Origin of the sequence: Synechococcus sp. SynAce01 (assembly GCF_001885215.1) — a bacterium.
In the GTDB taxonomy this organism is placed as follows: Bacteria; Cyanobacteriota; Cyanobacteriia; order PCC-6307; family Cyanobiaceae; genus Regnicoccus; species Regnicoccus frigidus.
This window is the reverse complement of the sequence record NZ_CP018091.1, coordinates 83,915-110,136: the sequence shown is the minus strand read 5'-3', so window position 1 is coordinate 110,136 and position 26,222 is coordinate 83,915. Positions and strand designations below refer to the sequence as shown.

Sequence of the window (26,222 nt, the reverse complement as noted above, 5' to 3'; positions counted from 1 at the left end):
GAGGGCCGGGCATTAGGTCATTTTGCGCAGCCAATCCCGAGGCTGACGATGGACATTTTTGCTGGATGTTCCCCCCATTCACTTGCGGTGGGGCTCACTCAGGCGCTCAGCTCCGCCTCCCCATGCGCCTCTGGATAGATCAGATCCACTGCCTGCCGCGCCTCTCTCAACACCTGAAAGAGCACCGTCGGCTCAGCCTTGAGCATCTCGATCCAGTGGCCCAGATAGGCGGCATGGCTCTCGATCTCGCTGCCGATCTCCAACCGATCCCCCAGCAGCACCGCGCCCAGCTCAGCGACCAGCTCCTCGCGTGCATAGCGAGCCTTCCCGAAGACACCGCCCAGATCCCGCTTCAGGCGCGACTCATGGCCGGTGGAGTGGATCTGCTCATGGGCCCAGGTGGAGCAGAACGCAGCGGGTGAGTGAAAGCTGGCGCGATCGGGCAGCTGGATCCGATCGATCGCTGGCACATAACAGGCGCGATCACCCCCAAAGCTGACCGGCACCGGCCAGGCCCCCAGCACGGCCTCGGCGGCCTCCAGGCGCTCGGGCTCCGGCTTTGACTCAACGCCTTCGGCGAGCTTGCGGGCTTCGATCAAGCCGGCGAGGGCCGGGCCCTCGAGATCGGCGGCATTGAAGACCGCTACCGGCCGGTAGCTGGCCCAGCTCTTCAAGGTGACTTCACCGCCATCGCCTGCCTCCTCGCGGTTGTGCAGCTGGGGCCGCAAGATGTGAACCGCCTTGCTGCCCTTGCGGGGGAAGATCCCGAGCCTCTTGGCCTCGGCAAAGCCGCACCAGAACGGCAGGGCCGATCCCCGGATGTGCAGGCCGAGCGTGAGCAGGATCGGATTGGCGCCGCGGTAGCGATGACCCGAGATCAAGTTGACGTGGTGGCCACCGCCAGTGCCATCCCAGGGCCGCCGCCAGGGTGCGACGCCTTTCTCCATGAGGGAGACGATGGATGCGGTGAGCCTTTCCTCTGGGGATGGCCCCTCGAACTTCTTGGACTTGGAACGGGGCCGGGTGGTGGTGGCCATGGGTGCGAACGAGCGCAGGACCGCGATGGCAACTGCGGCGAGGGCAAGGGCGGCGAAGCCGCTTGCGTAGCCCTTGCGCCGCCGCAGACCATGCGGAAACCTGCGCGACTCACCCCCACTGTGAGATTCGTTTGGGCCTCCTGGGCTGCTGCCGAAAGACACCGCCACGGCAGCGTGGCAAGCCTGAGCGAGGCGGCCCCCGGTGCCCCACTTCTGGTGCGTGAGCTAAGGGCCGCCAGGCCATCTACCAGCGGCTTCAGGCTGCGCTGCTGATCTCGCTGGCTCGATCCGCTGCAGCTTCGATGGCGGCATCGATCTCGCCGACGCGAACCAGGAACTGCTCCATGGCCGGCAGCAGCTCCTCCTCCAGCAAGGCCAGCTCCTCTTCTCCGTAGGGGTGATCGATCCAGAGCCGCTTGATCGGGCGGCCCTGCTGGCGCCGCAGCAGGCCCAGCAGGGTGGAGTGGCAGGACTGCACGACAGCGAGGGGATCCTGCCGGGAGAGGGAATCGAGGGCGTAAGCCATGGGCCGGGCCGCCAAAGGCGGAGTGACGGGACGCGCCCGTTCCCGCCGGGTGGGCAAGGGCGGTGGTGCGCAGCGCAACCGCTTGCGTAGCCCTTGCGCCCCGGCGGACCATGAAGCAACCCGCCAGCCGACTTCTCAGCGTTCTGCCGTCTGCTCAGTGGCAATGGCTGATGCCTGGCGTTGTGCTGAATGACTGGTGAACGAAGCGAACTGGCGGCATTGTTGGGCGAGGTACCAGCTGTTGCTGCCCCCGCGCCGCGACCCGCGAGCCCTGGCCCCTGGCGGGTGACGGCTTCAATGAGCGGCCAGAAGGTTCAGATCAGCAACAACCACGAGTCGCGGGTGATCCGCAAGCTTGAGCTGGAGACCTACCTGCGCCGCAACACGGCGCTGGAGCTGGTCTGACTCGTAGGTGTGATGCAGGGCCATGGCCCTCAGGCCAGCTCCGCCCTGAGGCTGGCCAGTGCCTTGCGCTCCAGCCGGTGGGCTGTGGTGTGGCTCACCCCCATGGCTTCTGCCGCCTGGCGAATCGAGAGGCCCTCGAGGATGTGCAGCCTGAGCACGGCGGCCTGATTGGCCGGAAGTTGATCCAGCATCGCTTCGAGCTTGCCTGACTCTTCGCTCTGCTCTGCGCTGGCCTCAGCAGGGATCAAATCCAGCAGGCAGAGGCCGGTTTTGGGCTGCGGCTGATCCAAGCTTTCGTGCCGGAACGGCGGTGGTGCCTTTCTCATGCTCGCGGCGTGACACCCGCACCAGGCGGACGCGATCGCGGAGATGGTGACGCAGTGCTCCGGTGATGGTGGCCCTGAGAAAGGCCTGGGCTGTGCTGCGGTTGCTGAGCCGGCTGACTGCTGTGGTGAGGGCCAACCTGGCGACCTGGATCGCATCTTCTCGCTCGATCAGACCGGCGAATTGGCGAGAGAAGCTGCCGCCGGTGGCATCGGCGAGGGGCAGGAACTCCAGGATCAGGGCATCGCGCGCGGAGAGGGTACGGGGCATGGCCGGTGTGCGAAAAACGCGCATCACCAGCCCGAAACGCAGGGAAGGGCAAGCTGGGAGCGGATGAGTGGCGGCCACCATGGACCCTTGATCACGCGGGCTGCTTGCCCGGATCGTTCCTGCCATTTACGGCTTGCCCCTGCTGACGCTGCTGCCGATGGCGGCACCACCGAGCAGGGCGAGGATCAAGTTGAGGGCGGACTCAGTGGCTGTATGCAGCCGCATCAGAAACTCTGGGCAGGCTTTGGCATCGAGGAAGACCAGACGCCAGGCGCACACCGTCCCAGCGAGAAGATAGATCGAGAACTCGCTGATGATCACCGCTGCGAGCAGGACAAAGAGGAAGCGTTCGCGGTCGAACGGTGGTTTTGCTGGCAGCTCCTCGCCGGCTGCTGGTGGTGAGCTCTGCTGTGGTCGTCGCTCAGTTGGTCCGTCCATGGTCTGGCTCGCTGGGGATGAGCAGGTCACCGGCTTCGATCAAGTCCCAGATGCGCATGGCTTCTGCCTGACGACGTTCGCTGTGGGGTGTGCCGGGCCTGAAGTAGCCCTCACCGCTTTCGGCTGAGCCGGTCCAGTAGGCGGCAGCAGCAGCTGGATCCAGGCCGGCGGGACGGTCCTCAAAGACGCAGCACCAGCCGATCAGGGAACCTTCGGCTGGATCGTGCAGGCCGGCGTACTCCTGGGCGAAGTAGATCTCCTGCCACTCATTGCTGTTGGGATCGATCCCCTCGCTCAGTGCTTGCTCCCTGGCGGCGTCGTAGGGCGGTCGGCGCAGGCCGGTGTACTGCATGGCCCCGCGGCCGGCGCCGCTGCCCGCCTCGATCACATCGAGGTTGAGAGAGATCAGGTGAGCCTGTCTCGACGATCATGCAGCCGATGAAGCCGGCGGCTTCTTCTTCCGTAAGTGGCGCAATGGCACCCAGGCTGGCCCGGGTGACGTTGCCTGTGCAGAAGAAGGACAGCCAGTGCTGCAGGTTGCTGAGGTCGGCCATGGTTCTGCTCAGCCCTTACAAACCAGGAACCAGCCGCCGCTGCCGCCTGGCCTCCAGCGGGGATCCCAGTTCTTGGCGCTGTAGTGCTGGCCCTTGCCGTTGAGGTTGCTGGTGTACCCACCGCTGGTGAGGTTGGCCTCACCGTTGGGATCGTTGTGGATCCAGCCACCCGCTTCGTAGCCGGTCACCACGGTCCAGTGGCCGCTGCCCGATGGGCTGGAGCTGGGGCCTTTGTGCAGCCAGCCGGTGGCGACGGGCCGGCCGGCGTCGATCTCTTTGATCAGATCGGCGGTGACGCCGTTGGTGAAAAAGTTGGCCTCCAGCCCGAGCGAACGCAGGGCTGAGAGCTGGGCCTGGGCCTCGGTGCTGTCGCCGTACTGGGCGCGAATGACGTTGTAGGCGTCATCGCTGCTGACCTTGCCCCAGTAGGCGGCGAGCATGGCGCAGCTCGAGGAGAAGCACTCGCGGTAGCCGGTGCCGCTGGCATTGTCGTTCTGGGAGAAGTAGGGCACCACCAGCGGGTTGGCGAAGGCTGGTGCCGGCGGTGCCGGCGGTGCTGGCGGTGACTCGCTGAAACGCAGAGCCCATGGCGCCTCTTCCAGCAGGATTTCGGCCTGGCCCTGCTGCTGCTCGATCCGCCCGATCGCGTCGTGCAGCATCGCCACGGCGTCCTGCTGCTGCTGTTTGCTCTCGAAGTACTGGAAGCGGTCCATCAACCGCGCCACGGTCATGGGGGTGGGCATTGCCGTGTTGGGCGACGTTCTCCTCCTCTTGCCAGCGGCCTAGCCGCCAGGTGTCAGCAGAAAGGCGAGGCACAAGCCCCGCCGCTGAATGCCTCGGCCCCTGGCCGCCTTAGAAGGGCAGCTCCTGCAGCCCTACCCCCACCGGGCAGCGGGCCGGAGTGGCGAGCTGGCGCTCAAAGAGGATCTGCCCGGCCAGCTCCGCGACACGGCGGCATGGCGCGGCTGACCCTGAGGCGATCCATTGCAGATCCTCTAGGCGGCTGGAGCTCAAGGCACTGAAGCGGGAGCGGGTGGAGCGGTGCGTGGTGGCCATTGGTGGCGCAGCGCAGGACCCAGAAGCAGGCGGTGGGCGGGTCAAGGGGCCGGCTCAGCGTCCGTGCGGAGCGCCTGCGCAGCCCCACAGCCGCGCAGCGGCGCAACCAAGCCGGCCTTGCGCAGCCCTTGAGGCGCCCACCGACCATGACGGGGCCTGTGCGTAGCCCACATCCAAGCGACGGCGCCCGCCGTCACCGTGTCCTCTGCTGACTTGCTTGCTGATCCCGCTTCCCTGGCCGCCCGCCACACGGTGTTTGGGTGCCGGGATTGAGGCTCCCGGCCGGCCTTGGGCCTCAGGCCGCCCAGCCGATGGCAGCCGTTTGCTTGCGGCGCTCTTTGACCAGCCCAGAGACCCGATGGCGCATTTCAAGCCTTCCGGCTTCATCGGCCGCTTCATAGGCCTTCAGCTCCTGGGGGCTGAGCCTCAACTTGAAGTTGAAATCGAGCGGCATTTTGGCCTGGGTGATGGCCCCCATCAAGCCCCAGAGATCTTTGTGGGCATGCTCGGCTTCTCCTTCAGTGAGTGCCCGCCAGCCGCCGGTGATCTCATCGGGCATGACGCTCACCGCCTTGCCGTGGATGATCGTGCTGCCTTTGAGCTCCCAGCGGAAGCTTTCCAGCTCGTGGCGCTCGGCCCACTCGCCGCCATGGGCCAACCAGATCGGGCCGACCCGCCAGGCCGAGAGTGCCTGCAGCGGGCATTGCACCAGCCAGGCGAGGACGCGGGGCGTGAGCGATTCATCGTGGGCGATCTGGCGCTTGATTGAGCAATAGGCGCTGTAGCCACTGAGCTGAGAGCGGCGCTGGATGAGCAGGATTTGCGGTGCCATGGCAGGAAGGCCGGAGGGACTTCGAGCGAAACCACGGCGAGGGCAAGGGGCCGCGACCGCGCAGCGGCCTCGCGGACTTGCGCCGCCCTTGCGCCGCCGTGGATCGTGACGAACCCCGCCGCCGCCGCCTCAGGCTCACAAGAGCCCGTCAGCCCCCCATATCCCATCAGCTGCGGTGGTGCTGGCAATAGGTGGTGACGTTGCTGGGGCCAGACCCCCGGAGTGACCATGGGCCTCACCTTGATCGAGGCGATGAAGCATGAGACGAGGGTTGACCGCCTGGCGGTCACCAAGACCTTCGTTGAAGGTGAACTGCTTCGCCGCATGACTTGGCGCAACCTTGCTGGTGGTGCCTTGCAATTCGCCAAAGAGGTGAAGCTGCCTCGCGTTGGCTTCCGCGCTGTCAATGAGGGCTACCGCAGGGATTACGGCGCCGTCGAGAACGATTCGGAGTTCGTGCACCTCTTCGGTGGCGATCTCGACGTGGATCGCTCGATCGTTGACCTCAATGGCCCCGAGTCCCGCGCCAGCCAGACCGAGCAGAAGGTGCGCTCGATGCGCCTCACCCTGGAGGCGGCGATCATCAACGGCGATGCCACCTTTGATCCACGTGCCTTCAACGGGCTGAGCAAGCGTCTCCCCCCTGCTGCTCCCCAGACCATCGATAACGAAGGCGGCTCGGTGAAGCTCACCAAGCTCGAATCGCTGGTGGATTCGGTGAACGCCAACGGTGGCGAGAAGGTGCTGATCACCAGCAAGGCTGGTCGCCGCCAGATCAGCACCGCCAGCCGCCAGGTGCTCAGCGCTGATCTCTACCAGGTGGTGGATGGCCGGCACTGGTTTGAGGACGTCGAAATCCTCGTGGTGGATGAGGACGCCAGCGGCAACCAGGTGCTGGGCTTCGATGAAGCCGGCGGCACCACCAGCTTCTACTGCTGCGCCCTGGGCGATGAGCTGATGACCGGCCTGCAGGGACCGTTCGAGGGCCGCTACGGCCTCTCGGTGCGGGACTTCGGCGAAGTGCAGGACGCCCCGGTGTTCCGCACCCGGGTGGATTGGTACGTCGGTTTTGCGGTGTGCAACGGCCGGGCCATTGCTCGCCTGTACGACATCAGCCCTGTCGTGACCTGACTGCTGAACCTGCTCATTGAACCCCCGCTTTTTTCTTCCACCTTCGACAAAGAGGACACGACCATGGCTGCAATGGCCAACAAACTGATTGATGCGGTTACCACCTTGGTGGGCTGGATTAACTACAGCGCCACCGATCCGTTTGAGCGGGTGCGCGTGAGTGCTGAGGTGGTGAAGATCAGCACGCCGCTCGATGCAGCGGGTCACTTCACCTTTCTTGCTCAGCACCCGGGCGCTGCTGCTGCGGTGACATTTTTGCTGGAGCTGGCGCCTGAACTGAAGGACGGCACGATCGGCACCTGGGTCACGGCAGCGTCGGTGGCGGTGCCGGCTGCCGGCGGCCAGGTGGAAGCAACGATCAGCGGCGGTGCCCTGGTGGTGGCCCCTGCTGATGCGGCGAACGTGAAGGAGCACGCCTTCGTTTATGCCCGCTGCACGCTGACTCCGAGCACCCCTGCTGGCGCCTACGCCGGTCTCACCCACGCCTGAGTGCTGCTATGGCCAAAAAGGAACCGTTTCTGCAGGCTGAGGAAGGTGCTCGTCGGGTGATGCCGGTGGTGTCGGGTTCGCCATGGGCGCCACCGCAGGCGAGCGATGTATCGGCCCGGCCTGAACTGCTGGCGCCCCCCTCTGATGACCTGGACCACCTGATCAGCGACCGGATGGAGCCGGTTGATCCGACGGTGCGCAATCCGATCTCGGCAAGTGCGCCGTATCTGGAGACGCCGGAGGGGATGCTGCGCATCCGCAAGGAAGGCGAGGCGGACCGTTTCGTGCATCCCTGCCATCTGGAGGGCTGGCTGGCTCTGGAGTGGCAGGCCGTGCTGCCGATCTCGACGGATGGCGAGGATGGCGGCACTGACCCGACTGATCCCCCCGATCCGACCGATCCCCCCGATCCACCGGATCCTGTCCTGCCGGTGATTGCCCAGCTCAAGCCTGAAGCCCCCCTGCAGGCGAAAGGAAAGCCTGTGAAGGTTTCGGTGACGGGCAGTGGCGTTGAGGCTTCTGGCGATGTGCTGATCAATGGCGCATCACAATCTGCAGCCTCGAATTACACCTACGGCAGCGAGATTGAATGCAGCCTCATCCTCGATTGCAAGACGATCAAGGAGCCCATGCAGCTGCCGGTGATTCTTGTCAACAGCGTGGGCCAGAGTGAGCCGGTGATGCTTTCTGTCGGCCCGAAGACTGCTGAAGAGTTCACAGTTGTGCCTGATCCCCAGCCCCAGCCTGAGCCCGAGCTGTTGATCATCGACTTCGCGGCGATGACCAAGGCGGAGATCAGCGAGCACTGCTTCTCTGCCTTTGATGTGTCCCTGGATCAGTCGATGACCAAGGCGGAGATGGTGTCTGAGGCCCAGCGCCTGGAGCTGGAGGCCGCCACGGCCCCTGATCCGGCTTTCGCTGATGGCCTCGGCGGTGTGCCTGGCGATTTACTGGGCTGAATGCGCCCGCGACCTACCGGCCCGCCGTTGATCGCGGCGGGCTTTTTTGTTGGTCTGGCAAAGGGTGGTAGCTCCCCTTGCCGCTGGCTCTCTGCCATGCCCTACCCGCTGCCCACCGCGACGGAGCGAGACGACGGCCGTCTGCGGTTGCTGCCGCCCCTGGGCTGCCCTGGCGGTGAGGAATGGGTGCTGCCCCAGGCGGTGGGGCGCTGGCTGGAGATCGGCTTTCGCCTGGGGCCTGTGCCGGCAGCGATGCTGGAGTTGTGGTGGATGCCCTCGGCGCGGCGCTGGAACGAGGAGCTGAGCACCGCGGCGATCGAGCTGAGCGTGGATCCCCGTGGCGTGCCGATGCAGGACCTGCAGGTGGATTGGGGTGATGGCACGGCCGAGCTGGTGCCATGGACGATCGGGCGGCCTGATGTCCCGAAGCTGCGCCACGTCTACGCCGAGCGCAGTGATCTGCTCGTCACGGTGACGATGGGGCTGTATGTGGCGTCACTGCAGGTGGCGCTGCTGGGCTGCCCGCTGCCGCCGGCTGTGGTGATCGGCCTGATGGGCCAAGGCACGGGCCAGGGCGGTGGTGGAGGCGGCCTGGCGGGCGCCCAGGCCCTGGTGCCGGGTGATGGCCTCGACGGCCGGCCGTACAACGGCAGTGCCACGGAGCTGTGGCGGCTACGGCTGCATCCCGAGGGCGGGCTGGGGCTGCTGCCGAGCCCTGTGGATGGCAAGCCCGCCCTGACGGTGATGTACGGCAGCGGAGCAGCAAGCCGGGGCACCCGCTGGTACTCGGCTGATGGGCCACCGACGCAGCAGTGGATGGAGGTGATCCAGCCGCCACCGGCGCTGGGTGATTTCTACCTGGACCGTGTGACGGGCCTGGTGTTCGAGCTGGTGGCTTGAGCGATGAGCTGGAATCCCACGGGTGAATCGATCCAGGGCCCAGCAGGGCCTGCGGGGCCTGCGGGGCCTGCTGGGCCACCCGGCCCAGGTGGTGGCTCGGGCAGCGAGCCGTTGCAGTGGCTCGATTTCAACGATCAAGCCAGCGAGCCATCGGCTCCAGCCGATGGTCTCCTGCGCACTTACAGCGCCAAGCTCTCCGGCCGGATGCTGCTCAACCAGTTGGGGCCTTCGGGCTTGCGCACGGTGCTGCAGCCGGCGCTCTTCGAGAACAATCTCTGGCTGGTGTCACCGAACCAGACGACCTCGCTCTCAGCGATCGGAGGTGCTGTGACCTCCGTGGGCACCATCGGCCACCCGGCGTCGACCGCGCCCTACGGGTGGATGTCGAGCTTCGCCACAGCGGCGACGGCGAATGTGACGGCTGGAACGGGTGGCCGTGACACGATCTGGACGCGCGGCAACGGTTCTGGCGCGGCTGGCTTTTTCTATGCGGCGCGGCTTGGCTTTCCTGATGCCAGTTACGACAGCGGCGGTCCCGGCGTCGGCACCCGCCTGTTCTGTGGCCTGACCAATCAGGTGATGTCGGCTTCTGTTGCTTCTGACAATCCGTCTGGGCACTACTGCGGCTTCTTTCGCCGCCATTCAGAACTTGGTGCTCAAGATGGCAACTGGCAGTTCGCCAGCAAGAACAACACCTTGTTGCAACTGCAGGACACGGGACTTGAGTTTCTGCCGCAACGTGCCATTGATTTCAGGGTGTTTGCACCACCCCACACCACGGAGGTGTTCTGGTCGATCGCCGATCTCACCACAGGTCAGATAGCCGAAGGCTCCCAGACCTTGAAACTGCCTGCTGGCACCATTTACATGCGTGCTGGCTTCCAGCTGCAGACGATCAATGCAGTAGCCCGGAACATTCGGATGCAGCGGTTGTATTGCGAGAGCGACCGCTGAGTGCGTGAGCGTCTGGCAATAGGAGGCAGACCGCTTCTCGCTTGATGGCCTGGACGAACACCGGCTCGATCCGCGGCCCGCAGGGCGTGCCGGGTTTACCCGGAAGTGCTGGTGCGGCTGGCAGCCCGGGCGGGGTTGGACCTGCCGGCCCGCAGGGCGTGCCGGGCGTGGCTGGCGGGCCGGGCAGCCCGGGCGGGACTGGCCCAGCGGGGCCTGCGGGCCCTGCGGGACCGGGCGGACCTGCGGGGCCCCAGGGCCCGGCGGGAACGGGGATCAACCTCAAGGGTTCAGTCCCTACCTTCTCGGCTCTGCCAACCGCAAACCGGCAGCAGGGCGATGCCTACATCGTTCAGGACGAGGGCGACACGCTCTACGTCTGGGATGCAGCGCTGGTCACCTGGATCAATGCAGGCGCGATCCAGGGCCCTGCAGGCCCTGCGGGAGCAGCTGGCCCTGCGGGACCGACTGGACCGGCGGGTGTTGGCGTCGTTGGCCCAGCTGGCGCTGCTGGCCAGCAGGGCATCCAGGGCGTGCCGGGAGTGCCTGGCGCCGCTGGCAGCGCTGGCAGCCGCGGCACGGGCTGGTTTGTGGGCACAGGCCCGCCGCTGGCTCAAATTGCGGGCTCGATCCCTGGTGATCTGTATCTCGACACCTTCACTGGAGAGGTGTACCAGCTTGGTGCTGCCCCCAGCGGTGTGCCGGTGGGCGATCTTCCCTCGATTGGCTCTTCCTATCAGGGTGGCTATTACGGCGGCCTGATCTCCCAGAGCGCCAACGGCGTGGCCACCCATGCGCTGATCATTGCGCCAAAGGCGGCGGGGATGAGCAGCCAGCAGACCAAGACCTCGAACACGGCGAGCAGCGGAGCCGACAGCAGCTTCGATGGCTTTGCCAATAGCGAGGCGGCCAACAATGCGAGTCATCCGGCCAATCAATGGGCGCGGGGACTGACGATCGCAGGTTTCAGCGATTGGTACGTGCCGGCTCTCTATGAGCTGGAGATTCTGTATCGGCGTTTCAAGCCGACCAGTGATGAAGGCAATAATGATCAGTTTGGCACCAATGCTTATGCCGTGCCGCCAACGACGAATTACACCATTTCAAGCCCTGCCGTACAGCTTTCATCCTTTCGAGCTAGGCGGTGCTGAGGCTTTCTTCGATGGCAGATGAATACCTCGACGCAGAGTTCAGCAACAGAAGTGATTCTGCAGGACTGGTACTACGGCAACTGTTCCAACAGCAAACCTTCGCCCAGCAGACGCGGGCGATCCGCAAGATTGCGGTGATCCCCTGATGCCCACCTGGATCGCCCGGATCGACACGCCCCGCGTGAGCTGCAGGAGGTGATCGTGCCGCTGCTGGTCGGCCCAGCGACCACGACGGTTGCCTTCGATGGTCTGGGCTCTGATGCTTGATCCGGCGCGTGAACGTGAATCTGGCGAGCTGGATCACGCTCTACAACTCTGAGGCGGCCTTCCAGGCGGACCTGCTGCGGCTCTTAACCAGGATCCAGAGCCGGCAGCGGTGTGGTGGCCGACCTGCGCTTCCCGTCGCTGGGCGGTGGTGCATTGCTGCTGGCGCCAGGCACCAGTTACTCCAACGCCGAGCAGCCGCTGCAGAGGCGCTTGCTGGCGCGGCTGCGGATCGAGGAGAGCGGTTCGCTAACCCGCTGCTGTCATCGAGGCCGTGGTGCTCACCGATTGATGGCCGCAACCCTTCCTACCTGCCACCGGCTGGCGCACGCTCGACTGGCCCGATCTGGCCCGCCGCGCTCTGCGCTGCTGGAGGCCTGGCTGGCGCTGGTGAACGGCGTTACCCACAGCAACAGATCACGGTGCTGCATGGCCCGGCGGATGACGCGGCTTGGTGCGGCTGGACGCTGCAGATCGAGAGCAAGCACAGCGCTTGGTGGCCCAGATGCTGGCCGGCGGGCCGTTGTGTCCGGTGCCCGACCGGCAGAACCGTTTTGATGTCTGGTTCGGCCTGCTGGCCGATTACGACCCGCTCGATAGCTCGCGAGGTGTGCATGGTGTTGTGGACACCGCCGTGGCGACCGATGGTTTTGGCGCTACAGCCTTGATCACCAGTAATACGAGCTTGGCCAGTAACAGGCTGAGCCCAACAGCTGGGCCAAATCCTCCACATTTGCAGGACTACTTTGTCTTCTCTGGTGAGACAGAAGGCCAGGAGTATTTCGGCCTGTCGATGGCCAGCGCCAGCAGCTCGCAATCGAACCTGCTGTTTCTGATCACCCGAGAGTGAGCGAGGGCAATGGCTGGTGATGAGCTATCTGCAGAACGGCTGCACGATGATCGCCGATCGCTCAGCAGCTCCGGGTTTCCGTCAACTGATCCGCCTGGGCTCCCAGTGGCTGTGGCAGCCGATGCTCGGCACCTCGTTCGCCTGGCCGGTGGTGGTGAACTCGACGAGCTATGCGTTTATCAGGGGCCGGTGATCATCGAGCCGGCCCTGGTGCTGCCGGCTGACTTTCTCTGCCGCGCCCTGCTGACCCCCTTGTGGACATCCCAGGTGGACACGGCTCCGCCGGGCCAGTTTGTTGTCACAGTCGGCGGCAACCTGGCCGTGCGCATCCCACCGCCATGACGCTCAGTGGTGGCCTGCGCACCTCGCCCTGCTGGATTGGCAGAGCGCAGGCGGCACCGCGCCTACTCCCAGTTCTTACGCGGCTGCTGGCCTTCATCGCCACGGTGAACGCCACGCCGGGCAATGAGAACGCCCAGCTGACGGTGCTCAAGCGCAACACCGATGCGACGGGAAGCCAACGAGGCATGGTGCTGCGGCTGCAGACCCCCACCGAGGACTGGGTGCTGCAGTGGGTGCATCCGGTCAGCGATCTGGAAACACCGCTGCTGCGGGTGGGTCGTGCCCGCAACTGGCTTGATGACGGCGGCAACGGCGGCTACGGCAGCTTGCTGAACGTGAGCGCCCTTGATCCGGCGGTGGATTGCCGCAACGGCGGCAGCAACGTGATGATCCCCAGCACTTGCTCCCCTGGCGTGTTGCTCTGGGCGCAGGACACAACGCCGGGGCGGAGTGGTGGCTGTTCCATGCCGATTCGAGCGTGGTGCCGTTCGACCCAACGGTGCGGCGAATGGCGGCCCTGGACCTTTCTGCTCTTCCGCCAGGCCGGCACTGCCGGCTGGTGCGTGATGTTTCCGGCCCAGAATCCATCGGGCTGCCTGCTCAACCTGCAGCAGCAGTACGAGACGCTGCGCTCGAGCACGCAGTCGCTCGCGGGCTTCTCCGCCTGGCCCGTTACGCGGCCCGCGGCGTGGCTGTGACCAGCAACACGCGCAGCAGCACCGGTGCGGCGAGCGAGAGCCCACAGCTGCAGCCTGCCGCTGCGCTTCTGGATGGGCCGGGTTTCTGGTGGTGAATGGGCCTACCCCAGCGGCTGACAGCAGTTCCGCACCCTCGACCTTGAGGGCGTGCGTTTGTTCCAGATCGGCCGGGCCTGGTTCCAGATGACCTGGCTGCAGATCGGCCTTGCTGAGCTGGCGGCCATGCCAGCGGTTGCGGGCTGGACGACGTTTGCGGCTACGGCGGCTGGGTGGCTGGATGACGGACCTGCTGCTGGTGCCAAATCTGCCGGCGTTCGATGACGCCCCGCCTCTTCCGCTCAATGGCACGAACCAAGCGCCTACGTGCCAGCGGCATTGGCGATGGCCCATCCGCTGCAGCGCGCTGGATGCTGGAGCTACTGCAGGACCCCCCTGATGGCGGTGGCCCTGGAGGCAGCAGCCGGCCAGAGGCAGGGGTGCTCTGGCCCCGGATGGTGGGGACATGAGCAGGGCGGCGGATCCAGCTGCTGCCATCGCTGAACTGGCGCGGCCTGGCAGCGACTGACCCGTTTCCGCTGCTGATCGAGCGGCTTGTCGCCTTCATCGCCGTGGTGAATGCGGCCCCAGCCAATGCGGCTCGCCGCTGGCGATCCTGCGGCACCGAGCAGTTCGCTCGCTGGAGTGCGCCGCGGCCTGGTGCTGCAACTGGGTGGGCCTGAGCAGAGCTGGATCTGGTACTGGACGCAATCGACCACGGCTGAGGACTACTGGTCGGTCGTCAATCACGGCGGCCACAGCTCGCTTACAACGACGGCAGCAACAACGACGGCTACGGCTCACTGAGTGATCCGTTCAGTGGCGATGGTCACGCTGGGATCTGCGTGGCCGAGCTCTGATCCGGCGTTGCAGTGCGATGCGATGCAGGCGCAGCCTGGAGCGTCGCTGCTGCTGTTCGCGCAGGACACGATGCCTGGGGCGGAATGGTTCCTGTTCAGCGGTGATGCGGCGGCGGCACCGATGCGAACCCACTTGAACCCGAACCCCTGGACGTTCCTGCTGGCCCGTGATGGAAGCGGCCTCTGGACTGTTTGCCTGCGGCAGTTGCAGGGCATGGCGCCCAACAGCCTGGGGCGGATGGGCAAGATTGTGCTGGCGCGCCCTGGTGTGCAGCTCTCTGCCCCCCGTGCGCTGCAGCAGCGGCTGGTGAGCCGGGTGGCGCTACAGCCGGAAGTACGGCTTGAAGTGCTCTCCTTTGGGCAGCTGGGTTATCAGGACGTGCCGGATGCCTTTTTGCTGAGCTTGCCGGCGCCGCTCTGGATCGGTCCGGTGAGCAGTGATCCGGCGTTGTATCCAGAGCGGGCGATGCATGTCAACGGCCGCATCGAGCTGGAGGGTGGCCAGAGCTTGCTGCAGCTCGGCCGTGGCTTCAGTGTGGATTGGTGGCTGAGTGTGCCGGCGGGAAGCCTGCCGACCACGGCGCCTGGCTGGACTTCGTTTGCTGATTTCAGCTGGCGTGAGCGCAGCTCTGGGCTGATGCTCTACGCGCTGCCCGTCAGCAGCGTGGCGTTGGCTGATCAGAGCGATCCGCGCAGCTCGGCCTACACGCCGCTGGCGGCGCTGTGGCAGAACGCTCTGATGCGAGAGGCGGCGATTGAGCTGTTGGAGCTGCAGGGCGAGGAGGTCGAGCCCGGTGGTGGTGATGGCTCAGGCGCTGGCACGGGTTCGCCGCGGCCGAGCAGTGGGGTTCTGTGGCCCCGGAGGGTGGGAGCCCCTGCCAGCGACGACGCAACTATCTTCTGAACCCGATTCCGAGCAGGTGACACTTGAGCGGAGAAGGATGACGGCCTGGCTGTGGCCGCCCGAAGCGCTCCGGTGGACTCCCGGCGCCAGGTGAGTTGCCCGCCGGAGCTGGTGGATCAGATCGAGGCCTGGTTTCAGGGCCAGAGCTGGGTTGTCAGGCGGCAGCTGAGCTAAAGCCTCTCGGTCGGTTTTCTGCTCGTTTTCTGCTCACGCCCGAAGGTCGATCGCTGAAAAGTCAATCGGGGCGACAGGATTCGAACCTGCGACCTAGTGCTCCCAAAGTGATCGGCGAGCTCTGTCTCTAGCTGAGATTTCAGGCCAGAACTGGCTTGGTGACTGGCCTTGCCTTGCCCTGATCGGTCAGGCTCGGCTACTTTTGCGTACATCTTGCGTACAACGCGGGTGCCCCAGCTCCGTTTTCAGCAGCCATGGGCCGCTGGCTTTCGTGCCTCCGTGCGTGCGTCTACCGCGAAGGGCTGGAGCGCCCGTGAACACCGTGGCGGGATCCGTCTTGAGGTTCGGCAAATAGGCCAGCCGATGCAGAGCCTCGCGATCGGCTTCGACTGGAGCCGGGCCTCGCTGGGCCCGGCCCTGGCCCGCATCCGCAACCTCTACCTCCTGACCCTGCAGGGCCATGACGTGCATCAGGCGGCGCGGATTCTCTCCGGTGCGGTCGGCAACATCTCGCGGGATTGGGGAACGGCGCTGCTCAATTTCCAGCGGCAGAAGCTGGAGCACGGTACGGCGATCCAGCCGAGCACCTGGGCGAAGCATTACGCGCCGGTGCTGACCATGGCAGTGCAGCTCCTCGATGGCGACGCCGCACCATTGACCCCGGCCGACCTGCTCGATGCTTGCCTGCGCGGCCACCCTCCTGGCAGTCGGATGCGGCAGATCCGAGCCCAGTCACTGGCTCAGTTTTTGCGGCACTGCGTCGATCGTGAGGGCTTCGCGGGGCGGTGGAGGCCACCGGCCGACCTGCGGGCTTCGATCGGGGCTGCCGTGGCGCCGACCCCAGGTGGCGGCGACCCCTTCAGTGATACCGAGATCCTGGCGTTGATCAAGGCCCTGCCCAATGACGTTCCCGGCCGGCGCTGGGCCGATGCCCTGCGGCTGTTGGCGGAGTTAGGACTGCGGCCGGTCGAGCTCAAGCACCTGGCGGTTCGGCTGGAGCTGGGAAGCGGTGAATTGATCTGGTGGTGCAGCCACCGCAAGCGCAGCGGCGGCGGCCTGACGGAACCGCGGCGCATCCATTCATTGCCTCTGACGGACTGGGATGGCGCCCGGCAGCAGTGGAACCTGATGGAGCGCTGGCGATCGGGGTTGCTGGAGTTGCCACCGCTCGGGAACGGCCCCGGCGCTGCTGACGCTCTGGGCACCTACCTCAAGCGGCAGCCGGCCTGGCGATCCCTTGTTGAGCGTCTTGCGAGCCGTGATGAACGGGCGGTGCCGTACAGCTTCCGCCATAGCTACAGCTTGCGCGGACACCAGCTGGGAATCGACGCCGGCAGCGTGGCGCGCAGCATGGGCCACTCCCTGGAAGTGCATCTGCGCTCCTACCCCTGGTCGTCTGAGGCGGCGACTGCGGCGGCGTTTGATCGAGCGTTGGCTGACCCTGGCCCATCGCCTCAGCTGCCTTGAAGGCCGGTGTCTCGATGCTGTCTGCGGTGGTGGCGGACAGCTCTGCTGATGTGGACCCCAGAGCTGAATTAGTCCTTCTCAGAGCTTACGGAGCGGCCAGATTGGACCGGGAAAGCCCGTGAAACGCCGCTCCCACGCAGCCAGTTCTCCCAGCTGGAGCCTGAAGCCTCTTGGAATCAGGGCTTGGTCAGACGAGCCGCGAACTGACCCACCTTTAGTTGTGGATCTCAGCCACGAGGTGATGCCTGAAGGATTGATTCAGCGGGAGGAGCTGGTGCAGCGCGAGATCACCGTTTCACCGGGGCAGGGTCTCTCGGCACCGAAGAAGCCGCTCACATAGCTGCCCAGGCGGTTTGGGTTGGAGAGGATGCCGCCCGTCTCCTAGCAATCGGCGGTGGCCAGGGCAAAACGGCTTGCAGGTGATTGATGGACTCCTGCTGTTGGGCTATCACCTCGGCCAGGCGATTCTGATCTGCCAAGGCCTTGAGTAGCTTGTCTTTGAGCTTTTTGACATAGGCGTTGACTAGGGCTGGAGCCTCCGCCCCGAAGTGCTGCGGCACCTCGAGCAATTCCTTGCTGATGTTGCTGAGGTAGGTGTCGTTGCCATAGAAGGAGCTTCGATATGATGCGGTGGAATCCACCACTGGGCCCCCTCGTTCCGAGGGGGCCGACTGATTCAGGCCAGGCGCTGGCTATCGCTGGCCTGCTGATTCGCCTGGCCGTAGGCCGTGGCGATCAAGATTCTCGCCAGGCCGATCCAGCCGATGCGGCCGGCGCACACCAGCACGGTGGCTAGGAGCTTGTTGCTGATAGATCAGTGGGCCACCGGTCAATGCGAATCACCAGCCCTGAGCTGAACCGCTGCGGCTCTGTTCTTCTGCTGCCTGCTCCCCATTTTATGTGGGGCTCATTCAGTCCTAGTGTTGTCGCCAGGGTTACCCCTGCCCCTCATCCAGATGCCGCAGCCAGCGCCTGTTGTTGTGATCGCCTGAACCTGAACAACTTGAGCAGGTTGTGCGTGGCAGCAATCAGATGCCACTCGCCGTTCACCTTCTCCAGTCCCCTGAGGAGAAAGCGTCGCAGACTCCGGCATTCCTTGATCTGGCCGTTCACCGGCTCCACGATTGCCTTGCGCTGGGCGTAGATCCTTGATCCCTTCTTGCTTCTGAGCTTGCGGGCCATGCGGGTTTTGGCATCGGAGTCTCTGGGCAAACGGCCTCGCTTAGGCGGTGGCGGTTGGCCGTGCGGCAGTCGGCCGGTGGCGATGTAGGCGTCAATGCCCTGTTCAGCGCAGGCGTTGACGTTGTCCTCGCTCCAGTAGCCCGCATCCATCGTCATCACATCCGGCAGTGCACCAGCGCTGGCGGCGATGCGCTCCAGCATGGGTTCGAGGTGCTCAACATCGGGGGGGGGCTGGTTGCTGACGCCGACCGCCACGATCACCTGGTGATCGCTGTCCATCGCCAGCTGGCAGTTGTAGCCCTGCAGATAGGAACCTCTCGACTGCATCAGATGGCTTTCAGGATCTGTGAAATTACGCTGGCTCCTCTTGGTTGGGGTGCCATCAGCCTTTCGCGCCAGGCCCCGCCTGGGCATCGCATCAGCCGGCAGTGGCTCCAGATCTGGTGGTTCCACACCGGCGTTCTCGGCGGCCTCGATCGCAGCCTCCCGGGCAGCCTTGGCCTTGGCTGCTGCCCCCTCGGCTTTTCTGTTCAGCTCGGCCTGCTCCGCTGCCGCTGCATCCGCTTCCTGAGAGGCAGCGGCTTTGGCTCTGGCCTCCTCATGCAGCTGCTGCGCTGCGGTTGCAGCGGTTTCCGCTTCCATCTTCTTACGGGCCTGAAGGATTTTTTCGAGGCGGCCCTGCTTGTGCCTCAGCTCATCGGGGAGCTCACTGCCCAGCTTCCCCTTGCCGTGGCGCTGGTCTTCCTGGGCATCAAGGATCTCGGCCTTGCGCATCAAGGCATTGATCTCTTGCTGCAGCTGCTTTTCTGCCCTGAGCATTCGCTCGTGGCTCATGGCCTTGTGCTTGGAGGCATTGGCATGCACCTTCGTTCCATCCAGTGCCATATGGCCCAGGCTCACCAGCCCGGCCTTCTGGCATAGCCGCAGGATCTGAATAGACAGGCCCTTGATGGAATCGAGATTGCGGCGCCGGAATTCACTGATGCAGCTGTGGTCGGGCTGCTGATTGCCCGTCAGCCCCCGAAAGGCCAGGTCCTCGTAGCAGGCGCGCTCGATCTTGCGGGAGGAGACCGTGCCCACGCAGTAGGCGTAGAGCAGCAACAAAGTCATTATCCGCGGGTCAAACCCCTTCTCCCCAAGTGGATCCTTGGCCTGCGCGGGGAGAAGTATCGCCGAGAGATCCAGTTCATCTACCAGATCGAGCAAGAAATACACCAGGTGATCAGCCGACAGCCACTCCCTGGATGATGGCGGGAGCAGGATGGTCTGCTCAGGCTGCCAAGGGCGGAAAGACCTGGGCTTCTGCATGCCCAAGTTTATCGACCAGATCCATTGAAATCACTGGGATCAAGGCAGATTTAAGGGCGTCTGTGGAGTGGCTGCTGGCGATCTATGCGCAACAGACTCATACGGCGCTGTCTCGCCAAACCGCTTCTAGCCATAGGGCACTGACCCGTGATACGAACAGGACAGGCGTGTTCTGGGGCCTGAGCGGAGGGGCACCTCGGCGGGTGAATATCCGACCCCGCCTACATAAGGATGTGTCTCCCTTGATAGGAGCCAGTAAGGCAGCGTTGCGTGATCGTAACCTTGCAGCTACTGTTGGACGATATTTGAAGTTATCCAGGCTGGGTAATTCGTCTAATGGTTTGAGGGTCTCACTGACCTGATGGCCAGGGCAACGTATCAAGCCGGGACTAAACGCCTCGTCCGATGCTATTTAGGTATGGCAAGGCAACTTCAGATAAAATCTAATCGCCACTTTCTCGTAATCTACTGCATACTATGAGCAACACTGGCTGGATAACAATAGGGATTATTGTGCTGGTATGTATCTTTACTTTCCGTGAGGAGTTAAGGAAACTTCTGAATCGAGCGACCGGGTTTAAGATTCCTGGGTATTTTGAGTTGCAAACCACAATAACTCCTTTAGGACAAACCACAGTTAGTAATCCGTCGGGGTCAGTGGCCGCGAATGAGCCTGTTGGAACTCGCGTTTCCTATATTGATCCAACTCACAGCTTTAGGCTTACTTGGCCAGCAGGAGGGGAATGGATTCAGGATGACACCTTAGCCGCCTCCATGGGTGCGGCTCTGTTTATTGCCTATCATCAGGCCTTTGGAAACTTTACACCAAACGTGAATGTTACCGTGGAAGAGATAGGCAACGCCACTATAAGTACGTGGATGGAGCTTGGCAATCAAGGTCTTAGCAAACTTGGGTGCAAGGTCTTGGAGACTTCGCAGGATCCCACAACACAATCTGGGGTTCGCGTATTCCGAAATGAAAATTTTGATGGCACGCTTTATCAAATCCAACGTGTCATTCTTTCGCAAGCCCGCGCATACATTGCTACTGGGAGCAAACTAGAAGCTGACCACTCTGCCTTACCCGAACTCTACGAGCAAATGCGTGGTATTCTTAATTCTTTTCAAGTACTATGAGGGGTTGTACATGCATTGAAGCCGCGACTAAAATTCCGCTTTAGCGGACTCCTCAGTCTATCGAGCTGGTTATGCAGCCGCTTTTGCTGGCCAGGACTTCGTAGTTAATAATATTCGTATTGCCTGACGTGCTTATGAGAACGTTCCTTTATCCGACCCTCCTTTGGCTAAATGTATCAGAGGCTAGGGATCAGCCGTCGTGTTTGGTCGCATTGGTGGCACCTCCCTCTACGTCCTTAAGGCACTGATACATAGTAGGTTGCTCATGGAGGTCTACCTGCCCTTTGTCAATTATGAATGCGGCCATGAGCAGAATCTTGGCCGACCATCCTGGGTTACATCGCAAGGGCCATAGAAATTACCAATGCGGCCAGGGATTCAGGCGTCTTTCCACGCAGAGCCTCCTTAAGCCAAAGTCTTACTAGGGTTGGTTTATGTTGTAAGTAGCCGGAGGCTTTGGTGAAAATGGTTCTGTTTTAGTGGCAGAGGACTCATCCAGAGATAGAGTTGGCTTGGTCTTTCTAGGATTAAGAAGACTTCTAAAGGCTCTGCACTCGGCAAATGAGGACAATGGCCCATTCTTCTCGAACATTTCCTTGTTTTCATCAAATAGCTCACCAGTAACACCAAGGTCAAACGCAAGGTATCTGCATTTGTTTAGTAGGTCGGCTTGGACTCTTAGTTTTTCAAACTTTGCCTTAGACTCTGCGAACTTATTGCAGAATTCACGCAGATTCCCTCCAAAAGGATAGCTAAAACCGATTGCACCTCCATAGTTCCCAACACCTCCAGATGCACCCTCAAGTGAATAGTAGCTATCTGACCAGCCATTAGTACTTCGCCCAAATGCTGTTACATTCATGGTGGGAGTTGGGCAATCAACTCCAGTATCGGGAGAATACTTTGAAGCTCCACTTGTGAATGATGGAGACAGCTCTTGGGAGGTTGGAACAAATATCGTTTGAGATAAACTTGCATCTGCAAGCAAAAATATGCTTGCAAATTTGAAAATCGAAGGGAATACCTTCCACTGCATAGTCACCAAAGCAAAGGGGTGTCTTGGTCAAATTGTATTTGATAACCTGCCTACCCTCCAATCGGTACATTTTTCTTCTTGCTGGTCACAACGTATATTCCTCCGTTGTCGTCGGACCATTCGAGAACATAGTTTTGATTTTTGTATTTCTCGGGTATCACATCGTCTTCAACGATCATGCCGTTTGGTAGTTGAACATTCATGGGAAAAAAATCTAAAAAATCACTTTAAAACTTCATCACGATGACAGCGGCTGAGCTGTATCGAGTGGCACGGAAACTAAAATTGTTCACACGCTGCGAGAGAACTTGTTTAGGAGAGAAGGTTCAAAGTGTATGGCAAACTTGCAGACTAGAGAAGCCAGCGCTGGGATTTTTGAGCGAGATTGTCCTTCTCCGACTGCGAAACCGTAGCTGCTGCAACTGATCTCGACTTAATAAGGTTCGTTAAGGCCATCTATGGTGCTCGGATGAGTGAGATGGTCTGGCTTTTCTGGACAGGCTCTATCGTTAACCTCTGAGGCGGGGCACCGCCCCTGAAGGGGACTCCCATTCATGAGCAAACGCCGCACCCGCAGTCCTGAGTTCAAGGTCAGGGTCGCCATGCAGGCGATCAGAGCCGCGTCCCCTCGATTGTTGTGAAAGCTGAGAGCCCAGCCCCGGCTACGCCGGGGCTGGCAGACCGCTCCTCAGACGTTTGTCGTTGCAAGTGACGTGACCCCCTTTGTTGCTCCAGTCACTATGAGGCGTACAGCTGGCAGAAAGTGGGATTGAGCCGTTCGAGAGCCTGGTCCGCCAGCTTGCGAATCCGCCGTAGCGGATGGCTGGTCGGGATCCGCTCCTCGATCGAGGCGTAAGAGAACAGGGAGCTCCTGCGCTCCTGCTGACCTCGTATTAACGTCTGAGCGATTGCCCCATTTTCGCAGAGTTGGCCGAGTTTTTCAACGAACTCCTAAACAATGAACAGTTTCCTAATCGGGATCAGCACTCGGGATTTCTCCAGAAGTGTCGTCGCCAGGGCAGGGAGCGCTGTGAGAACCCAGACCACGACTCCTTTCGTGAACAAGTCTCCAAAGTTGTCATCGGTCATGGCCTGTCTTCCCCATGACCATTTTGGCAACGGCCTTTGGACTTGGCCATGAGTGTTTCGGACGCAAGGGCGTGCTCAGGGGTACTGGTACGTTTCCTGAGAGGGGGGGGCCACAATGTCGAGGGTGATGGCAGCAATCAACTGGGCGCGGATGGTGGCAGAACCTGAGGTGGTTATTCCCCCAGTTTGACGCGCAGCAGAGCTATTGAAGCCAAGCAGAAGCAGTATGGCCTAACAAGTTATAACAAGTTCCTGGCACGTGAGGGCGTGGATTTATCTGGTAGCTATAAAGAAACTATTTAGCGGTCCTAGTAATGAGCCCAAAAATCACGATTGGAGAATTACGCAGCAAGCTGATGAACCCAGAGACGCATCGGAGTGAGATCGAGAAGTATTTAGTTGCGGACCCGCGCCGCTCTAGGCCGTTTGCTCCAGCTCTCACATTCAACCCTGAAACGGTCGACTTGGGTGCAATGAATGCTGACGAAGAGACCCAAGGGCAACTCGCATTTGATTTTACTAACAAGATTGAACGCACTAATCGGAAGCGAAGTTTCCAAAGAGCAATCAACGAGAATCCAGCACGTCCGATTCTCTACGCGGAAGGCGACTCCTGGTTTCAGTTCCCCTTTTTCATTCGTGAACTAATTGACAACCTCGGCGAGGAATATCTAGTCTACGATACAAGCAGAGCGGGTGACACTCTCAAGAGCATGCTTGATATTAGTAATGCCGAATACCTCGATACACTCACTGAGTTAATCCACGTACGAGAATATAATGTTCAGGGTTTTTTGTTTTCAGGAGCCGGCAACGACGTAGTTGGAGCCGATGAGAACAATGTTTCCTATCTCATGGGCATGGTGAAGGATTATGATAGCAATAAGCCGCTTGAATGGCATCTTGATACTGAAGCCACGCGCGAACGCCTCGCCTTCATTGAAGATTCTTATCGAAGCTTGCTCCAGTCTGTCGATAGTCGCTTTCCATTCCTGGCTTTTCCTCAACTAAAGGTCTACATCCATGGGTATGACTATGTGCAAGTTAAAAGCCTGCCAGTAAAGAATCCTAGCAAGCCATTCTGGGCAGTCAACTGGACAGGCGATCCGCTGAGAGCCCATTTCTTCCCAGACAATGCCACCGGTAGTGCGCTTATACGTATCTTAATCGACAAGCTTAATGTCATCACTAAGAAGGTATGTGATGAGAACCCCAGGGGGGTTTATATCGATCTAAGAGGAACAGTATTGCCAACGCAATGGGCAGATGAGCTACATGCCAATGACCAGGGGTTCAAGAGCGCGTCCCGGCACTTTGGCGCAGCGCTAAAGGCTGCTGGTGTGACATCCGCCTAAATTACAGGAGGTTCCTAAAGTGAAAAAGGTCCGGCAAGACAACGTCGATCTCAACGACAGAATCTACCAGCCACCTTTGATCGAGCTGCCGCACAAATTGGAGCCAACAGCGGCCCACAGAGAATTTATCGGAAATGGCGGTCGATTTATCTATGAACAGGACATCGACGCCAGATGTACGGGTATTGCGACGGCAAATGTTGTGGATCTTCTCCGCATCCGACAGATGTGGGATGGCAACAAAGGATCATTTGATCCGAAGGGTAGAGCGGCAGAGCCGAATCGAGTGAGCGCAGTGATGCTCTATCGAATGGGTCAGGCCTTTGACGAACTTCTTGATGAAGAACAGCACGGCTCTACGTTGCGCGGGGTAATGCGTGGCTTTCAGCAGAACGGCGTATGCCTCAAGGATCGTATTGAGGATAATGCAGATCCGCTGGAATGGGTACTTACGATCGACCGATGCAAGCAGGCCAGGAAAATCACACTCGGCGCCTATGCGAGATTGGAGCGAAAGCTGCTTGATTACCAAACCGCTTTGAACGAAGTGGGGGCTGTGGTGGTGTCGGCACGAATTCATGCCGGATGGGACACACCAAAGGGAGGCGCTATTGACTATGACCCAACAGCCAGTACAGACGGTGCCAGCCATGCCTTTGTTCTAATTGGCTATGACGACAGAGGCTTCCTTATCCTAAACTCTAGGGGGAAGTCATGGAGCAGGTGGGTTGACGGTAATGGTCAGGCATGGGAGGGTATTTCGCTATGGCGCTACGAAGATTGGCGCGCAAATCTACTCGACGCCTGGGTTATTCGGCTAGGCGTACCATATGCCAATGAGGGTCAAGCGTTGGCTGGACTGTTCGGTATGGAGCCATATCTGGCCCTTGGGAGTGATCAAGCTCAAGGAGTGACGCGGATCATGATCCAGGGACATTACCTTCACACCCGTGATGGTCAGTTTGTTCGACAGGGTGTGTTCGTGAGCGACAAGCCCACTGTGGAAGAAACCATAAAGTTGCTTAGTTCGACTGAACCACCATCTCCTTATCGTCACCTAGTAGTGTTTGTAGAAAGTGGGCTGGGATCAGTAAAAGCGATGACTGAAAAAGCGGCAATCGCAACAGCACACATCAAGGCAGCTTATCCTTCAATGTTTCCTCTCTTTATCATCTGGCGAGAAGATGTGCAGGAGTTGGTGATCGACCTTCTGAATGCCCGTAGTAATCGGATTCGCCAGATCACCGGTGGGCTGCCAGGAGCCACACTGAGTCATCTGGTTCGCTACTCCCAAGACTGGCTACAACCGGTGTGGCGAACTCTCGAAGGTGAAGCGGAGCGTATATTCCAGGACGACGCCAGCGAGGTTGAGCGGGGTATCGGGTGGTGGGTTATGAGCCGGCTATTGGAAGCAGCGCTGACTCCTCCTAATCCCATGACGATACACTTCATTGTTCATAGCTCTGGCATTCTTTGGTTGTCTGCCTTGGCACAGCGTCTTCATCAGGAGCAGGCTTCTCTGATTGCTGCGATCGGGTCTGGAGAAGCACGCCGAACCACGATCTCCAGCATCGACTTACTCGCGCCAATCGCGACAATGAAATCCGTACTAAAACTTGCTAGCGATCTCTGGGCTGAGTTCCCCGAGCGAGCCATAACAGCTGGCAGAAAACCAATCCGCGTATTCACGCTCCCTTCTGAACAGGAGAAAGCCAGCTGTCTAGGAGGCTTCGAAGGCTCATTTCTTGAACTGGCTCGCCGCGCTTTCCCGATTGATGGAAGAAATCCGTCTCTGAGATCACCGAACAAGCTTGTCGGGTCTCGCCAAGACCTGGCTGAAGCAGCCCAAGTAGAACACATACCAGCCTGGCTGCAGTTCCAGGACGTTGAGCATTACACAACAAGCAACGCCATGCCGGAACATGCTGATCTGATGAGCGACAGCCGAATGATCGGAGCATTGTTGAAGAGCATTAAAGATGATTACTCCTGACCACAATCGACAGGCTTAGCCCAATCTGTCCAATAAAAGCCATTCACCTCAGTGCAGCTGATGCAGGACATGGTCCATACCTGTGGCAATACAGATCTGCACGGCTTCGTCAAAAACGACCTAACCAACTACCACCGAGATTTGGTGGAACTGGCTGGCATCCCATTGTGCAGGCCAGAGGCCGAGGCCAGCTTCCAGCACCAGAGGTGGGCTGAGACTGGCTTTCTACGCAGGGATACCTGAAAATCAAAACCAAAGCAGACCCGCAACATGCAGTTGCTTCGCCGCAACAGCCAACGTCTTGAGGCTTCCAATATAATTTCGTAAGTCGGAAACGGGCGATTGACCGCTCAGCGCGTGGCAGCCCTCTGATTCACAATCCTAGAAGCTACAAAGACCAATCAGCCAACCGAGAATAATGACAAAAAACAGGCCCAGCCTCAGGGTCTCGCTCTGCCGCTGCGCCGGGCTCATCTGCCTTCTCACATCAGCCCACTGCTTCGC

General features: G+C 61.2%; 30 protein-coding genes and 1 pseudogene. 18 read left to right on the top strand and 13 right to left on the bottom strand.

The genetic code is table 11. The features are described 5' to 3' along the window. Window positions 1-98: 98 nt before the first annotated feature. Both BM449_RS00595 and BM449_RS00590 read right to left on the bottom strand, forming a co-directional pair. Window positions 99-1,205 carry a zincin-like metallopeptidase domain-containing protein gene (locus BM449_RS00595; RefSeq protein ID WP_233830868.1) on the bottom strand — a complete coding sequence of 369 codons (1,107 nt, stop codon included), beginning with the start codon at window positions 1,203-1,205 and terminating at the stop codon, window positions 99-101. Window positions 1,206-1,293: 88 nt separating this feature from the next. Further along, on the bottom strand, window positions 1,294-1,620 hold the full coding sequence (locus tag BM449_RS00590) for a hypothetical protein (RefSeq protein WP_233830866.1): 327 nt from the start codon (window positions 1,618-1,620) through the stop codon (window positions 1,294-1,296). Between the two features lie 132 nt (window positions 1,621-1,752). Between BM449_RS00590 and BM449_RS14795 the strand changes: the two genes are divergently transcribed. Beyond that, window positions 1,753-1,968, top strand: coding sequence for a hypothetical protein (locus tag BM449_RS14795; protein ID WP_162922805.1), 216 nt, complete (start codon window positions 1,753-1,755; stop codon window positions 1,966-1,968). Window positions 1,969-1,997: 29 nt separating this feature from the next. Here BM449_RS14795 and BM449_RS14790 read toward each other — a convergent pair whose 3' ends face one another. The 7 genes from BM449_RS14790 to BM449_RS00555 all read right to left on the bottom strand — a co-directional run bounded on the left by BM449_RS14790 (window position 1,998) and on the right by BM449_RS00555 (window position 5,442). Next, on the bottom strand, window positions 1,998-2,216 hold the full coding sequence (locus tag BM449_RS14790) for a sigma-70 family RNA polymerase sigma factor (protein ID WP_162922804.1): 219 nt from the start codon (window positions 2,214-2,216) through the stop codon (window positions 1,998-2,000). Beyond that, the gene (locus tag BM449_RS14785; RefSeq protein WP_071799663.1) at window positions 2,203-2,643 is read right to left on the bottom strand and encodes a sigma factor; all 441 of its coding nucleotides are present in this window, start codon (window positions 2,641-2,643) and stop codon (window positions 2,203-2,205) included. The genes BM449_RS14790 and BM449_RS14785 overlap by 14 nt, the downstream gene beginning before the upstream one ends. Before the next feature lie 45 nt (window positions 2,644-2,688). Next, window positions 2,689-3,000, bottom strand: a complete 312-nt coding sequence (locus BM449_RS00575) for a hypothetical protein (RefSeq protein WP_071799662.1) — start codon at window positions 2,998-3,000, stop codon at window positions 2,689-2,691. Further along, window positions 2,984-3,388, bottom strand: a complete 405-nt coding sequence (locus BM449_RS00570; RefSeq protein ID WP_071799661.1) for a hypothetical protein — start codon at window positions 3,386-3,388, stop codon at window positions 2,984-2,986. Before BM449_RS00570 ends, BM449_RS00575 begins: the two co-directional genes overlap by 17 nt. 174 nt (window positions 3,389-3,562) lie before the next feature. Continuing rightward, window positions 3,563-4,297, bottom strand: a complete 735-nt coding sequence (locus tag BM449_RS00565; protein ID WP_071799660.1) for a C39 family peptidase — start codon at window positions 4,295-4,297, stop codon at window positions 3,563-3,565. Window positions 4,298-4,406: 109 nt separating this feature from the next. Beyond that, window positions 4,407-4,610, bottom strand: coding sequence for a hypothetical protein (locus tag BM449_RS00560; RefSeq protein ID WP_071799659.1), 204 nt, complete (start codon window positions 4,608-4,610; stop codon window positions 4,407-4,409). A gap of 295 nt (window positions 4,611-4,905) precedes the next feature. Beyond that, entirely contained in the window at window positions 4,906-5,442 is a 537-nt protein-coding gene (locus tag BM449_RS00555) for a hypothetical protein (RefSeq protein WP_071799658.1), read from the bottom strand. 228 nt (window positions 5,443-5,670) lie between these two features. Here BM449_RS00555 and BM449_RS00550 point away from each other — a divergent pair, with 228 nt between their 5' ends. The 14 genes from BM449_RS00550 to BM449_RS00495 all read left to right on the top strand — a co-directional run bounded on the left by BM449_RS00550 (window position 5,671) and on the right by BM449_RS00495 (window position 16,618). After that, on the top strand, window positions 5,671-6,573 hold the full coding sequence (locus tag BM449_RS00550; RefSeq protein WP_071799657.1) for a major capsid protein: 903 nt from the start codon (window positions 5,671-5,673) through the stop codon (window positions 6,571-6,573). Window positions 6,574-6,645: 72 nt separating this feature from the next. Next, complete coding sequence (locus BM449_RS00545; RefSeq protein WP_233830864.1) at window positions 6,646-7,062, top strand: hypothetical protein; 417 nt, start codon at window positions 6,646-6,648, stop codon at window positions 7,060-7,062. A gap of 8 nt (window positions 7,063-7,070) precedes the next feature. Beyond that, complete coding sequence (locus BM449_RS00540; RefSeq protein WP_071799655.1) at window positions 7,071-8,021, top strand: hypothetical protein; 951 nt, start codon at window positions 7,071-7,073, stop codon at window positions 8,019-8,021. 96 nt (window positions 8,022-8,117) lie between these two features. Continuing rightward, window positions 8,118-8,921 (top strand): hypothetical protein, encoded by an 804-nt coding sequence (locus tag BM449_RS00535; RefSeq protein WP_071799654.1) that lies wholly within the window; start codon window positions 8,118-8,120, stop codon window positions 8,919-8,921. Between the two features lie 3 nt (window positions 8,922-8,924). Next, on the top strand, window positions 8,925-9,875 hold the full coding sequence (locus tag BM449_RS00530; protein WP_071799653.1) for a hypothetical protein: 951 nt from the start codon (window positions 8,925-8,927) through the stop codon (window positions 9,873-9,875). Between the two features lie 44 nt (window positions 9,876-9,919). After that, the gene (locus BM449_RS14780; protein ID WP_162922803.1) at window positions 9,920-11,023 is read left to right on the top strand and encodes a hypothetical protein; all 1,104 of its coding nucleotides are present in this window, start codon (window positions 9,920-9,922) and stop codon (window positions 11,021-11,023) included. Window positions 11,024-11,034: 11 nt separating this feature from the next. Then, window positions 11,035-11,169: a hypothetical protein gene (locus BM449_RS15515; RefSeq protein ID WP_257785594.1), complete on the top strand. Its 135-nt coding sequence runs from the start codon at window positions 11,035-11,037 to the stop codon at window positions 11,167-11,169. 611 nt (window positions 11,170-11,780) lie between these two features. After that, entirely contained in the window at window positions 11,781-12,137 is a 357-nt protein-coding gene (locus BM449_RS00515) for a hypothetical protein (RefSeq protein WP_162922802.1), read from the top strand. 105 nt (window positions 12,138-12,242) lie between these two features. Further along, on the top strand, window positions 12,243-12,479 hold the full coding sequence (locus tag BM449_RS14775) for a hypothetical protein (RefSeq protein ID WP_162922801.1): 237 nt from the start codon (window positions 12,243-12,245) through the stop codon (window positions 12,477-12,479). Continuing rightward, on the top strand, window positions 12,476-13,177 hold the full coding sequence (locus BM449_RS00510; RefSeq protein WP_071799649.1) for a hypothetical protein: 702 nt from the start codon (window positions 12,476-12,478) through the stop codon (window positions 13,175-13,177). The genes BM449_RS14775 and BM449_RS00510 overlap by 4 nt, the downstream gene beginning before the upstream one ends. A gap of 317 nt (window positions 13,178-13,494) precedes the next feature. After that, window positions 13,495-13,683 carry a hypothetical protein gene (locus tag BM449_RS14770; RefSeq protein WP_162922800.1) on the top strand — a complete coding sequence of 63 codons (189 nt, stop codon included), beginning with the start codon at window positions 13,495-13,497 and terminating at the stop codon, window positions 13,681-13,683. 124 nt (window positions 13,684-13,807) lie between these two features. After that, on the top strand, window positions 13,808-14,020 hold the full coding sequence (locus BM449_RS14765; RefSeq protein WP_162922799.1) for a hypothetical protein: 213 nt from the start codon (window positions 13,808-13,810) through the stop codon (window positions 14,018-14,020). Window positions 14,021-14,095: 75 nt separating this feature from the next. Continuing rightward, entirely contained in the window at window positions 14,096-14,977 is an 882-nt protein-coding gene (locus BM449_RS00500) for a hypothetical protein (RefSeq protein WP_162922798.1), read from the top strand. 537 nt (window positions 14,978-15,514) lie between these two features. Next, a complete protein-coding gene (locus BM449_RS00495) occupies window positions 15,515-16,618 on the top strand; it encodes a site-specific integrase (protein ID WP_233830861.1) in 1,104 nt (367 codons plus the stop codon). 332 nt (window positions 16,619-16,950) lie between these two features. Here the strand turns inward: BM449_RS00495 and BM449_RS00490 are convergent, their stop codons facing one another. Continuing rightward, a complete protein-coding gene (locus tag BM449_RS00490; protein ID WP_162922797.1) occupies window positions 16,951-17,259 on the bottom strand; it encodes a hypothetical protein in 309 nt (102 codons plus the stop codon). Between the two features lie 307 nt (window positions 17,260-17,566). Beyond that, window positions 17,567-19,108 carry an IS1182 family transposase gene (locus tag BM449_RS00485; RefSeq protein WP_071801798.1) on the bottom strand — a complete coding sequence of 514 codons (1,542 nt, stop codon included), beginning with the start codon at window positions 19,106-19,108 and terminating at the stop codon, window positions 17,567-17,569. 774 nt (window positions 19,109-19,882) lie between these two features. On the opposite strand from BM449_RS00485, the gene BM449_RS14760 reads away from it, so the two are divergent. After that, window positions 19,883-20,245: a hypothetical protein gene (locus tag BM449_RS14760; RefSeq protein WP_162922796.1), complete on the top strand. Its 363-nt coding sequence runs from the start codon at window positions 19,883-19,885 to the stop codon at window positions 20,243-20,245. 421 nt (window positions 20,246-20,666) lie between these two features. Here the strand turns inward: BM449_RS14760 and BM449_RS14755 are convergent, their stop codons facing one another. After that, a complete protein-coding gene (locus BM449_RS14755; protein ID WP_145537025.1) occupies window positions 20,667-21,287 on the bottom strand; it encodes a hypothetical protein in 621 nt (206 codons plus the stop codon). A gap of 735 nt (window positions 21,288-22,022) precedes the next feature. Further along, a pseudogene (locus tag BM449_RS14560) lies at window positions 22,023-22,175 on the bottom strand (IS5/IS1182 family transposase); the annotation flags it as partial. Between the two features lie 509 nt (window positions 22,176-22,684). Here BM449_RS14560 and BM449_RS00480 point away from each other — a divergent pair. Together BM449_RS00480 and BM449_RS14750 are read left to right on the top strand one after the other, a co-directional pair. Further along, window positions 22,685-23,725, top strand: coding sequence for a hypothetical protein (locus tag BM449_RS00480; RefSeq protein ID WP_145537023.1), 1,041 nt, complete (start codon window positions 22,685-22,687; stop codon window positions 23,723-23,725). A gap of 19 nt (window positions 23,726-23,744) precedes the next feature. Continuing rightward, on the top strand, window positions 23,745-25,718 hold the full coding sequence (locus BM449_RS14750) for a C1 family peptidase (RefSeq protein ID WP_145537020.1): 1,974 nt from the start codon (window positions 23,745-23,747) through the stop codon (window positions 25,716-25,718). Window positions 25,719-26,222: the final 504 nt, after the last annotated feature.

Excerpts from the sequence above, each read along its gene's own strand:
- BM449_RS14795 (WP_162922805.1), top strand. The coding sequence starts at position 1,753 with ATGACTGGTGAACGAAGCGAACTGGCGGCATTGTTGGGCGAGGTACCA.
- BM449_RS14785 (WP_071799663.1), bottom strand. The coding sequence starts at position 2,643 with ATGGTGGCCGCCACTCATCCGCTCCCAGCTTGCCCTTCCCTGCGTTTC.
- BM449_RS00575 (WP_071799662.1), bottom strand. The coding sequence starts at position 3,000 with ATGGACGGACCAACTGAGCGACGACCACAGCAGAGCTCACCACCAGCA.
- BM449_RS00565 (WP_071799660.1), bottom strand. The coding sequence starts at position 4,297 with ATGCCCACCCCCATGACCGTGGCGCGGTTGATGGACCGCTTCCAGTAC.
- BM449_RS00560 (WP_071799659.1), bottom strand. The coding sequence starts at position 4,610 with ATGGCCACCACGCACCGCTCCACCCGCTCCCGCTTCAGTGCCTTGAGC.
- BM449_RS00555 (WP_071799658.1), bottom strand. The coding sequence starts at position 5,442 with ATGGCACCGCAAATCCTGCTCATCCAGCGCCGCTCTCAGCTCAGTGGC.
- BM449_RS00550 (WP_071799657.1), top strand. The coding sequence starts at position 5,671 with ATGGGCCTCACCTTGATCGAGGCGATGAAGCATGAGACGAGGGTTGAC.
- BM449_RS00545 (WP_233830864.1), top strand. The coding sequence starts at position 6,646 with ATGGCCAACAAACTGATTGATGCGGTTACCACCTTGGTGGGCTGGATT.
- BM449_RS00540 (WP_071799655.1), top strand. The coding sequence starts at position 7,071 with ATGGCCAAAAAGGAACCGTTTCTGCAGGCTGAGGAAGGTGCTCGTCGG.
- BM449_RS00535 (WP_071799654.1), top strand. The coding sequence starts at position 8,118 with ATGCCCTACCCGCTGCCCACCGCGACGGAGCGAGACGACGGCCGTCTG.
- BM449_RS00530 (WP_071799653.1), top strand. The coding sequence starts at position 8,925 with ATGAGCTGGAATCCCACGGGTGAATCGATCCAGGGCCCAGCAGGGCCT.
- BM449_RS14780 (WP_162922803.1), top strand. The coding sequence starts at position 9,920 with ATGGCCTGGACGAACACCGGCTCGATCCGCGGCCCGCAGGGCGTGCCG.
- BM449_RS15515 (WP_257785594.1), top strand. The coding sequence starts at position 11,035 with ATGGCAGATGAATACCTCGACGCAGAGTTCAGCAACAGAAGTGATTCT.
- BM449_RS00510 (WP_071799649.1), top strand. The coding sequence starts at position 12,476 with ATGACGCTCAGTGGTGGCCTGCGCACCTCGCCCTGCTGGATTGGCAGA.
- BM449_RS14770 (WP_162922800.1), top strand. The coding sequence starts at position 13,495 with ATGACGCCCCGCCTCTTCCGCTCAATGGCACGAACCAAGCGCCTACGT.
- BM449_RS14765 (WP_162922799.1), top strand. The coding sequence starts at position 13,808 with ATGCGGCTCGCCGCTGGCGATCCTGCGGCACCGAGCAGTTCGCTCGCT.
- BM449_RS00500 (WP_162922798.1), top strand. The coding sequence starts at position 14,096 with ATGCAGGCGCAGCCTGGAGCGTCGCTGCTGCTGTTCGCGCAGGACACG.
- BM449_RS00495 (WP_233830861.1), top strand. The coding sequence starts at position 15,515 with ATGCAGAGCCTCGCGATCGGCTTCGACTGGAGCCGGGCCTCGCTGGGC.
- BM449_RS00485 (WP_071801798.1), bottom strand. The coding sequence starts at position 19,108 with ATGCAGAAGCCCAGGTCTTTCCGCCCTTGGCAGCCTGAGCAGACCATC.
- BM449_RS14760 (WP_162922796.1), top strand. The coding sequence starts at position 19,883 with ATGGGTGCGGCTCTGTTTATTGCCTATCATCAGGCCTTTGGAAACTTT.
- BM449_RS00480 (WP_145537023.1), top strand. The coding sequence starts at position 22,685 with ATGAGCCCAAAAATCACGATTGGAGAATTACGCAGCAAGCTGATGAAC.